Consider the following 9,770-nt stretch of genomic DNA (forward strand, 5'->3'; position numbering starts at 1 on the left):
ATACTAAAATTTGGGAATGGCGACACCAAGGGACGTCGCTGACGCCACAATCTGCCCCCAGGTTTCTTCATCGACAGGAAGTCCGTCGGCCAGTCGCTCAGCATAAGTCTTCCGTTCGATTTCGCCGGGAAGCAAAACCGCTTCACCTGGATTTGCTGGTGGCGACGCCTTGGACCAACCGGCTAACCGAGACACATCTTCTGTAAAAGCTTCGGCGCTCCCGAAGGCGGCTGGATCGAAGACCATTGACAACATGTTATTGACGAGACGCTTGGCTGTTGGTGACTGCGGATTGCTGGCAAACCCGCCGGAGAGCGACCCGGCGAGAACTTCACAGAAAAACGAGAGGCCTGATCCCTTGTGGGCGCCAAAGGGCAGGATCGCACCTGGAGGATCAGCGTAAAAAGCTTGCGGATCGTCGGTAGGGCGACCCTGTCCATCAAGCAACATGCCGGCCGGGAGTTTTTTACCCTTGTTGCGGGCCACTTGGATTTTGCCTTCCGCGGTCGACGATGTTGCAATATCCAGAATATAGGGGCTTCCGCCCGCCCTGGGCACACCTGCTGCGATGGGATTTGCTGAGAAACGCCGGTCGCTGCCGCCATGGGGAGCAACCAGAATGCCATAGCCGGAGGTGTTGACAAAATGAATGGAGGCATACCCCCGCTGTGCGAGCAACTCCGGCCAAGCTCCTATGCGGCCGAGATGGCCTGAGTTGCGGATCGCCATAGCCGCCATTCCGTGGAGACGCGCCCGTTCGGCCGCAAGCTCCATCGCTTCTTTGCCTATCACTTGGCCGAAACCGAAATTGCCGTCAATCACGAGCAACGCGCCGCGATCCGTTACCACCCGAGCATGTTGGTTCGCCACCACTTCGCCCGCGCGCAGCCAACTGACATACTTCGAAATACGTATGAGGCCATGGGAGTCATGGCCCATGAGGCTCGCTTCGACAAGATGGGATGCAATGATTTCCGCCTCTGTTTCCTCGGATCCCGCAGCGGCGAATATTGCCACCACGAAGGGTTCCATCCTTGCTGCTTCAATCTTTCGCATCGCGTCGATCCGCTAAATTGAGGGCGTAGTCGATGGCCTCGATCATGCTCTGGGCCGAGGCGATATCCCTACCGGCAATGTCAAAAGCGGTTCCGTGATCTACGGATGTCCGGACAAACGGAAGACCCAGGGTGATGTTAACGCCCTGAAGCGCCGTCCACTTTCCAGTAGCGGGATCGACATGGAAACCAAGAAGCTTGACGGGGATGTGGCCCTGATCGTGATACATAGCGATCACTGCATCAAACTCCTTCCCCAGCGCGCGCACAAAAATCGTATCACCGGAGATCGGGCCGCTCACGTCGATGCCGCGACTTCGAAAGGATAGAACCGTTGGCGCGATGATATTCGCATCTTCGATGCCAAACAATCCGCCTTCTCCAGCGTGGGGGTTGAGTGCAGCGACACCAATTCGGGGCTGAGCGATGCCGAGCCGTATCAGGGCTGCGACAGTAAGATCGATCACCCGGGAAATTCGGTGAGGGGTAACAAGTGACGTAACCTTGCTCAGCGCTACATGAGTGGACACATGCGATACGCGGATACCGCCATGGGCGAGCATCATGCAACTGTCATCGCTGCCACTGAGCTTCGCCAGCATCTCGGTATGGCCTGAATAGGCGTGGCCTGCAAGATTGATAGCCTCCTTGGAGATCGGAGCGGTAACAATAGCCACAATTGCGCCGGACATTGCATCAGCGACGGCTCGCTCGATGGCAAGATAAGCGAGGTGGCCGGCTTCAGCACTCACGACGCCCACCGGGATTGCTCGCGTGGAACCAAAGATATCGATAACGGGTGCGCCGATGTCAACGCCGAGGGAGTTGGCTGCAGCTGCGAGCACGGGTGGGGCGCCGTAGATCACTGGCGCGAATGCGAGCGTGGTGTCGCGCTCGCGCATTGCAGCAAGAGCCTTTACAATGACTTCTGGCCCGATACCCGCAGGGTCGCCCATAGTAATGCCAATTCTTCGCGGCGTCATTCCGTCCACTTCGCTGCGTCAAGCAATGAACGTAGGAAGTCGCTGCGCCCAAATGCACCGGATTTCGAGACAATGAAAATCCCCGCCCAATGGCCGTCTCGGGGTATAGACACTGCTACACCGGGCGTCCATTCACCGACGACGGATAGCTCAGTCATTTGCATCGTTTGGGTCAGGCGGTAGAGCGTATCTCCGCCCGCAACGGTGACCAAATCCGGTAACGGTAGTCCCTTCAGCTTCTCGAAAAAGAGATGGTGGAGATGGCAGGCGCGGCCTGAGTCCTCAATTTCCGGTGCAAGCTGCGCTAACGCAAGTCCCCGGCGATGTAGGTTAAAGTCGATATGCTTAATTGCCGCGACTACGTCTGACGCGGTCCGAATCATGGTGACGGCTTCTGGATGCAGAGTACGAAAATAATCTACCTGCGCGAGTGTTTCGGGATGACGGCTTCCGACAATAGCAAGCCGGCGCTGGCCCTTTGGTCTGAATATCGCATCCTGGTTCTTGCTGAGCTCGCGCGCGAGACCGGCAGAGCCGCACCAAAGCACAGGCCCATCGAGTTGCGCGCGGGCCGAAACAATATGTTGGAGGTCGCCGTAGGACTCCGCGTCGCAGATGGCAACACCGCCTCCCTCAAGCTCGCCATGCCTGGCGACCAACCGTGTCCGGGCGCGCCCGTTTCCCAACTCCTCCGCGATGACACCCCCGGCGTGATTCCAGGCTCCCCTTGCGTCCACTGCAAATTGCCGGCCGCCTTTAGTGATCCGGCCCTGTTGCGGGAAAGCCGGCGCAATGACAACGGTCCCAAACAGCTTGCTCTCACAACAAGCGCGGAGCTCGGCAAAAGTGCTGCCCCGCATTAGGGAATCTATTTTCTTGAATGCGACGCGGCACGTGCCCAACTCGGGCAGTAGTGAAGTCATTTTATCCATTGCGGCATCTTGCGCCAAATCTCGTGATTCCATGTCGATGGCGAATTTTTCGCATTTTTTTGGCTTGGGTCCCAAACTCACGACGGTGACTGGAGAGCATCGCGTGGCAAACGGGGCTGCCGAATCGAGGGCGCCCGTCAAATCATCCGCAAGTACGCCCAACTCGGGCACCATCGGCGTTTCTCCTTCAATACACTGGTTCCGGAGCCCGAGGCCTCGCAGCTCTAAGACCGACGACGGAGCAGAATTGACAAGTATTGGTAGATATTGGAACACAATGGGCCAAGTCTGTCAACAAACGCAACCATCGAGTCATGTTGCTGATGGGTCGTTGCCACTATTGACGCGAAGCGCTAATAAGTGCGCCCTGCGGATTCGAGCAGAAAACCATGAACGCAGTACCATCAGTAATTGGAATGTTTGAGGCGATCTATGATTTCTGCTCAGCGCCGCGCTTTGATTCTCGAATATCTTCGACGCGAGGGTGCGGGGTCTATAACTAGGCTATCGGAGACAGTTGGCGTATCGGCCTCCACCATCCGCCGCGATCTCGAAGCCCTTACTCAGAGCGGGCACCTCGAACGGAGCCATGGCGGGGCAGTTCTGAAGGAGAGGCTACAAACCACCTTTGAGACGGCGCGTGAAATTGTTGTCCATGTCGCTCACGATGCGAAGATGAAGATAGGCGCGCGTGCGGCAACTCTGTTGGAGCCTGGCCAAAGCGTTATCTTTGATTCGAGTTCTACGGTGCTAGAGGCCGCGAAGGCGGCTGTCCGCAGAGATTTCAAATTGACGGCCTGCACGAACGATTTGGGAATTGCCAACGTGCTAGCTCGGGCGCCCGAGTTCCATCTCGTTGTGCTTGGTGGAACGATCCGTCAGGGATCCCCGACGATGGTTGGTGATCCCGGCCTTTCATTTTTGGATCGACTCCATGCCGACATCGCCTATATTGGCATCCACTCTCTGGCCGGAGGGCGGCTTTCGGAGACCTCCATCGATGTGGCTGCGATGAAGCGGCGTATGGTTGACAGCGCTGCCCATGTGGTCGTCCTTGCCGACTCTAGCAAGTTCAAGCACCCCGCATTCTGCGATGTCTGCGGCATTGCGGAGGTCCGCACCATCATTACCGACACTGGGATTGCCAGCGCCGATCACGACAAACTCAAGGATGCAGGAATTGAAGTCATCGTCGCTAAGTAGGAGCGGCGTTAGTGATTCTTCTTGACCTCGACGGTCTCGGCAGCAGTCCATAACCGTGCGGATTTGGGCATTGGCGGATAACCTTTGACGCGCGGGGTGGCGCCGTCGATATCGAGCAAAAACTTCTGACTGGGACTCGCACGGTGATAGAGATCATCGGTGAGGTTCGCGCGCTCATTGAATTGTTGAGGCAGGTTCCGCCGCCCGATTGCAAGATGTAACACCCTGCGTGGTGCACCGGTCTCGTTGCGCGTGCCGCCGTGCCAGATATGGCCATTGATGACGGCTACCGATCCGGCCTTTCCCGTAAGCTTGATCTCCTCAGGATGTGGGGCATAGGGATCGGTTGGCATGATCTTCTTGTCTTCGGGCGTCACCTCAATGTACTTGACCTCGGCCATGTTGACGTCCGGTACGTTGATCGGCACCCACTTGTGAGAGCCAGGCACAACGCGCGTCGGGCCATTGTCGAGTGTCATATCGTCGAGCATCACCATCGAGTTCACGACTCGCCAATCGGTTGGTGACACCCGCGGCACATCGGAGTGCAGCAACTGTTGGCCTTGGCCCTTCAAGGGATTGCGGGCGTTAAGGGAATAAACGCGGATCTCGCCCAACAGGTAATGCGCGGCGGCAAGTGTTGGCGTACAGTTCAAACAGCGATCAAAAGCCGCAGACTTATTGAAGAGATTTGAGAGGCGCGGCGCGCCCGGCTCAATGTGAACCTCGTGGCCACCGTACTCGCCCTCAATGCCGCGCAACCGCTCAAACTCATCGCGCATTTCCTTTACTTCGGCAGGACTGAAGACGTTCTCCACGACGAAATAACCGTCGTCATCAAACTGCTTGCGCTGAGTTGCAGTCAGGTTGTCGGAAGAGATATCAAGTTTCGCCAATGCTTCCTGAGTGTTCATGTTCGCGCTCCGCCGATCTATTTTGGTTCGTTTGATAAATGGAAGGTGCCTCTACGTCACCCAAAGTGTCTCAATAGTTGCCATTAATTGCCAAGGAGGTCAACACGATGCCGCTACGGTGTCGCGACAGACTGTCGTCGAACGGCAGGTGTCGCCCGGACGCAATGCCTCACTTGGACGGGTCGGCTGGTTCAGGGGATAGCGAATATGAGGGATCTCTAGGCACAACCGGCGAACTGACGTTAGAGCTGGCAACTTTGCCTTTCGATCGTGCCGTCCAGCAAATTGCCAGTGTAGAGGTGGAGCCCCGGTTCCGCCGTGAACACCTCGACCGTATTGCCGCGCGGGGGATTAGCGAAAAGACCAGTTGGAAACAGGATTCCCGGCGCTGTCGAGTCTACACCACAGCTGAGTTTGTTGTCTTTTCTTGCAGTAATTTGGTGGTGAGACATGGCGTTGCAATCTCCAAACCGCCGGGGCTGGCAGAAATCGAAGGGGGTGCCTCCCACTGGTGCGGTTCTGCCGGTCGGGGTTAGATGCAGCGCTCAAATGCAATGGTGTTGATCTCATCGAGATTGGAAAGCGTCACCACCGCAAGGTCCGCCTAGGGTGATTCAGAAGGTGGAACCACAAAGCACACAACCGAGACACAAACAAACTCTTCCAAATTAATCCAAATTATGCCAGTTTTTATCTGAGCGGACATGTAGATCCGTCAAACACGGAGGAATTGACAATGACCTTGAAACTGAAGTTGCGCACAGCGCTATTGGCGTTCGCGGGATTTTACGCCGCTAGCCTTGGCGTGAATTTCGTAAACACGGCCGAAGCAGCTGGCTCGAAGCGCATCTGTGTCAGCTGGAGGCATTTCCAGGAAGAACGGTGGCGGATTGACGAAGCGGGCATCAAGTCCATACTTGAGCCCGCAGGCTATACCTATGTGAGCGCAGATGCCCAATCGGATCCACAGAAGCAATTGACCGACGTTGAGAGCCTACTGTCATCTAACTGCGATGCTGCGATAATCCTCGCCCAGGACTCTAAGGCGATTATGCCAGCGGTTGCCGAGGCGAAGGCCGCCGGCGTGCCGGTGATCGCTTACGACGTGCCAATCGACTCTACCGATGCCACTTTCATCTCCTTTGACAATGTTGCCGTTGGCCGGCTGATGGCCGAGGCGATGGTGAAAGTGAAGGACAATGGCAACTGGGTCAAAATCGACGGCGATGCCACCATGACCATCATCAATTTGTTCGGCGCCGGACAGATGCAGGTCATTCAGCCGTTGATCGACGCAGGCAAGATTAAGATCGTAGCCCAGCAGAACATCGAAAACTGGAAGCCCGACCTGGCCCAGGCAGCGATGGAGCAGATTCTTACCCAACAGAACAACAAAGTGGATGCGGTTCTGGCGATGAACGATGGCATGTCCACTGGCGTTGCGGCGGCACTTTCGGCTCAGAAAATGCTTGGCATTCCTTTGTCTGGGCAGGATGGCGACAAGACAGTGCTCAACCGAATTGCCAAAAAGCAGCAAACGGTGACGATCTGGAAGAACTCCTATCTTCTGGGGCAAGCTGCCGCTAAGGCGGCAATCGAAATGGCCGAGAGCAAGCCAGTTACGGGGGCCAAGCCGTTCAAGACCGAGTCCGGCCAGGAACAACCATCGCTGCTGCTCGATCCCATTGCCATAACCTACGACAACCTCAATTTGGTGGTTGATGCGAAGTGGATCAACAAGGAAGAGTTGTGCAACGGCGTAACCGAGAATCCACCGGCGCCCTGCAAATAACGGACGACGGCTGATGAACTTTCTTGCCGTCAAGTTTCGGTCAGTTTCTGACCGGATCGCCCGAGCAGCCGGACTCGATGTCCGGCTGCTCGGTATGTTGTTCATGATGGCCGTGATCTGGCTTACACTGGATGTGTTAACCGGGGGGCTGTTCATCACCCCCCGCAATATCTTCAATCTGTCGCTCCAAGTTTCAGTAGTCGGCATCATGACCTGTGGCATGGTGCTGGTTATCGTGTCGCGCCATATTGACCTGTCAGTGGGCTCACAGATCGGGTTCATCGGTGTGTTTGGTGCCCTGATGCAGAACGCTTGGCTGCCAATCGACGGGACCTCGACTTGGTGGATAACCTCTCTGGCCATGCTCGGCGCGGGTATTTTCATCGGTTTTGCCCAAGGGCTTCTGGTCGCCTATGCGGGGATACCTTCTTTTGTCGTCACCCTTGGTGGATTGTTATTCCTGCGAAATGCGGCATTTTACATCAACAGCGGAGTGACGGTTGCTCCCTTGAATGAGACTTTTCAGCTGCTCGGCGGCGGGCTGGATGGCACAATTGGTGTGTTCTGGAGTTGGGTGGTATGCGGTCTCGCTATCGCCGGGGTCGCCCTGATTGTCTGGCGCAGCCGCCGGCGTCGTTCCGTTCACAGCATGGCGCAAAAGCCTTTGGCAAGCGACGTACTGATGGTAGCGATCTGGGCAATTGTCATCGCAGTCTTTACCGCCACGATGAACGGTTACAAGCAGCCCAAAACTGATATTGGTATGGGTATTCCTATTCCAGTCCTCATTCTCATCGGTGTCACCATCGTAATGTCCGCGGTGGCGCGGAAACATCGTTTCGGCCGCCATGTCTTCGCCATGGGCGGTAGTTCGGAAAGCGCGGAGCTCGCGGGTATCGACACGCGCAGATTGACACTGTTGGTCTTCATGATGATGGGCCTTCTCTGCGGTCTCGGATCGATCGTGACCACCGCTAGGCTCAATGCTGGCGCTAGCGTCACTGGCACCATGACTGAGCTGACAGTGATAGCCGCGGCCGTGATCGGCGGCACCTCGCTCGCGGGGGGCATTGGCACCGTCTATGGTGGTATCGTTGGTGCAGTCATCATGCAGAGTCTCGAGAGCGGGATGATCTTGATGGGTGTTCCGACACCGCTGCAACGGATGGTTTTAGCTCTCGTGCTGATTATCGCAGTCTGGGTCGACACGGTGTACCGCAAGGCACGAAGAGCATGACGGCGCTTGTCGAACTACGAAACATCGTCAAGACCTTCGGCGGCGTGCATGCGGTCGAGAATGTTAGCATAGATCTGGCTGCAGGCGAGGTCTTAGGATTGCTCGGACACAACGGTGCGGGAAAGTCGACACTGGTGAAAATCCTCTCCGGCGTTTTTCCCGCCGACAGCGGCGACATCCTGATCAAGGGCCAATCCGTCACCATCCGCTCCACCCGGGACGCAAAGGCACTGGGCATCGAGACAATTTATCAGACGCTCGCTCTGTCGGAGAACCTCGACTGTGTTGCCAACCTGTTTCTCGGGCGTGAAATTGCCGGCTGGCACGGCTTCATGAACGACGAGGCGATGGAGAAAAAAGCCGACGCCACCCTAAACCGCCTCAGGCTGCGCCTGCCTTTGCTCTCCAAACTGGTCTCCAGCCTCTCAGGCGGCCAGCGGCAGGCTGTCGCGATCGCTCGCGCTATCCAGTTCAATGCACGCGTGCTTATCATGGACGAACCCACGGCGGCCCTCGGCCCTGAGGAGACCCAAAATGTCGCCACATTGATTGCAGAGCTCTCCAATCAGGGTATCGGTATCATACTGATCAGCCACGATATCCACGATATTTTTGGACTAGCGAGCCGACTCGTTGTGATGAAAAATGGCCGGTTAGTGGGAACAGTTAATACTGGCGATGTTACAAAAGATGAGGTGCTGGCGATGATCATCGCGGGCAAAGTCCCCGAGGCGCGCCAAGCTTGATCATCGATGCCCATATTCATCTCTGGCGGCTGGGACGCGGTGACAATCTGGCCCTGACGCCGGAGATGGGGTCGATCTATCGTGACCTAGAGCCCCAAGACATAAAGCCCAAGCTTGATGCCGCCGGAGTGAGCCTTGCTGTACTAGTGCAGGCGGCTGAGACTTTGGCAGAGGCCCTGTTCATAGTAGGTCTAGCACGGAAGTTTCCTTGGATTGCCGGCATCATAGCCTGGATCGACCCTGCATCACCGTCCGTAGACGAAGAAGCAGCGGCACTTGCCTGGCTGCCGCCAGTCAAGGGTGTAAGGCCAGTGCGCGGAGACAACCGCAGCATTGACTGGATGCTCAACCGTCAGCTCGAACGTGGATGGCGCGCCATCGCCGCCAACGGGTTATCTCTGGATATTCTCGTGCAGAACTGGCGTGAAATTTCACTGGCGGCGGTGCTCGCTCGGAATAATCCCGATCTCGTTGTCATTCTCGACCATTGTGGCAAACCTGATATCGCCGGCGGAGTGTTCGACCCTTGGGCGCAATATATTGACGAATTAGCTGTGCTGCCGAATGTCAGCTGCAAGCTCTCCGGATTGTTGAACTGCGCAAAACCCGGTACGGCAGTTACCGATATTGCCCCATACGCCGCACATGTTCTGAATGCCTTTGGTCCTTCTCGGGTCATGTGGGCAAGTGACTGGCCGCCTCTCGAACTTGCCGCAAGCTATGCGCATTGGATCGAAATCAGCCGAGAGTTATTGCAGCCACTGTCGGCGCAACACCGCAATGAGGTCTTGTCCGGAACGGCAACCCGTGTCTACCAATTGAACCAAAATTAATAAGGAATCCCACCATGGAAAAAAAGACACGTGTGGGCTTTATCGGTGTTGGGCTGATGGGGCATGGCGCTGCGA

General features: G+C 56.4%; 9 protein-coding genes. 5 read left to right on the top strand and 4 right to left on the bottom strand.

Features of this window, described 5'->3' with window-relative positions; all coding sequences use genetic code 11:
- Positions 1 to 3: 3 nt before the first annotated feature.
- The 3 genes from WCJ41_RS12870 to WCJ41_RS12880 are packed head-to-tail and all read right to left on the bottom strand — an operon-like array spanning position 4 to position 3,144.
- The gene (locus tag WCJ41_RS12870) at positions 4 to 1,056 is read right to left on the bottom strand and encodes a malate/lactate/ureidoglycolate dehydrogenase (protein WP_336906225.1); all 1,053 of its coding nucleotides are present in this window, start codon (positions 1,054 to 1,056) and stop codon (positions 4 to 6) included.
- Positions 1,043 to 2,038, bottom strand: coding sequence for a 4-hydroxythreonine-4-phosphate dehydrogenase PdxA (gene pdxA, locus WCJ41_RS12875; RefSeq protein ID WP_336906226.1), 996 nt, complete (start codon positions 2,036 to 2,038; stop codon positions 1,043 to 1,045). The genes WCJ41_RS12870 and pdxA overlap by 14 nt, the downstream gene beginning before the upstream one ends.
- Positions 2,035 to 3,144, bottom strand: coding sequence for a four-carbon acid sugar kinase family protein (locus WCJ41_RS12880; RefSeq protein ID WP_336906227.1), 1,110 nt, complete (start codon positions 3,142 to 3,144; stop codon positions 2,035 to 2,037). The genes pdxA and WCJ41_RS12880 overlap by 4 nt, the downstream gene beginning before the upstream one ends.
- A 258-nt stretch (positions 3,145 to 3,402) precedes the next feature.
- Here WCJ41_RS12880 and WCJ41_RS12885 point away from each other — a divergent pair, with 258 nt between their 5' ends.
- Positions 3,403 to 4,173, top strand: coding sequence for a DeoR/GlpR family DNA-binding transcription regulator (locus tag WCJ41_RS12885; protein WP_336906228.1), 771 nt, complete (start codon positions 3,403 to 3,405; stop codon positions 4,171 to 4,173).
- 8 nt (positions 4,174 to 4,181) lie between these two features.
- On the opposite strand, the gene WCJ41_RS12890 is transcribed toward WCJ41_RS12885, so the two are convergent.
- On the bottom strand, positions 4,182 to 5,087 hold the full coding sequence (locus tag WCJ41_RS12890; protein ID WP_336906229.1) for a phytanoyl-CoA dioxygenase family protein: 906 nt from the start codon (positions 5,085 to 5,087) through the stop codon (positions 4,182 to 4,184).
- A gap of 736 nt (positions 5,088 to 5,823) precedes the next feature.
- Here WCJ41_RS12890 and WCJ41_RS12895 point away from each other — a divergent pair.
- From WCJ41_RS12895 to WCJ41_RS12910, 4 genes are read left to right on the top strand one after another with little or no spacing between them, the layout of a single operon-like run.
- Entirely contained in the window at positions 5,824 to 6,879 is a 1,056-nt protein-coding gene (locus tag WCJ41_RS12895) for a substrate-binding domain-containing protein (RefSeq protein WP_336906230.1), read from the top strand.
- A gap of 13 nt (positions 6,880 to 6,892) precedes the next feature.
- A complete protein-coding gene (locus WCJ41_RS12900; protein ID WP_336906231.1) occupies positions 6,893 to 8,116 on the top strand; it encodes a sugar ABC transporter permease in 1,224 nt (407 codons plus the stop codon).
- On the top strand, positions 8,113 to 8,862 hold the full coding sequence (locus WCJ41_RS12905) for an ATP-binding cassette domain-containing protein (protein ID WP_336906232.1): 750 nt from the start codon (positions 8,113 to 8,115) through the stop codon (positions 8,860 to 8,862). The genes WCJ41_RS12900 and WCJ41_RS12905 overlap by 4 nt, the downstream gene beginning before the upstream one ends.
- Entirely contained in the window at positions 8,859 to 9,695 is an 837-nt protein-coding gene (locus WCJ41_RS12910) for an amidohydrolase family protein (RefSeq protein ID WP_336906233.1), read from the top strand. The genes WCJ41_RS12905 and WCJ41_RS12910 overlap by 4 nt, the downstream gene beginning before the upstream one ends.
- Positions 9,696 to 9,770 lie beyond the last annotated feature (75 nt).

The sequence above is a fragment of the Aestuariivirga sp. genome, from assembly GCF_037139295.1.
In the GTDB taxonomy this organism is placed as follows: domain Bacteria; phylum Pseudomonadota; class Alphaproteobacteria; order Rhizobiales; family Aestuariivirgaceae; genus Aestuariivirga.

Bases quoted from the DNA above. Each gene is read 5' to 3' on its own strand.
- WCJ41_RS12870 (WP_336906225.1), bottom strand. From the start codon at position 1,056: ATGCGAAAGATTGAAGCAGCAAGGATGGAACCCTTCGTGGTGGCAATA.
- pdxA (WP_336906226.1), bottom strand. From the start codon at position 2,038: ATGACGCCGCGAAGAATTGGCATTACTATGGGCGACCCTGCGGGTATC.
- WCJ41_RS12880 (WP_336906227.1), bottom strand. From the start codon at position 3,144: ATGGTGCCCGAGTTGGGCGTACTTGCGGATGATTTGACGGGCGCCCTC.
- WCJ41_RS12885 (WP_336906228.1), top strand. From the start codon at position 3,403: ATGATTTCTGCTCAGCGCCGCGCTTTGATTCTCGAATATCTTCGACGC.
- WCJ41_RS12890 (WP_336906229.1), bottom strand. From the start codon at position 5,087: ATGAACACTCAGGAAGCATTGGCGAAACTTGATATCTCTTCCGACAAC.
- WCJ41_RS12895 (WP_336906230.1), top strand. From the start codon at position 5,824: ATGACCTTGAAACTGAAGTTGCGCACAGCGCTATTGGCGTTCGCGGGA.
- WCJ41_RS12900 (WP_336906231.1), top strand. From the start codon at position 6,893: ATGAACTTTCTTGCCGTCAAGTTTCGGTCAGTTTCTGACCGGATCGCC.
- WCJ41_RS12905 (WP_336906232.1), top strand. From the start codon at position 8,113: ATGACGGCGCTTGTCGAACTACGAAACATCGTCAAGACCTTCGGCGGC.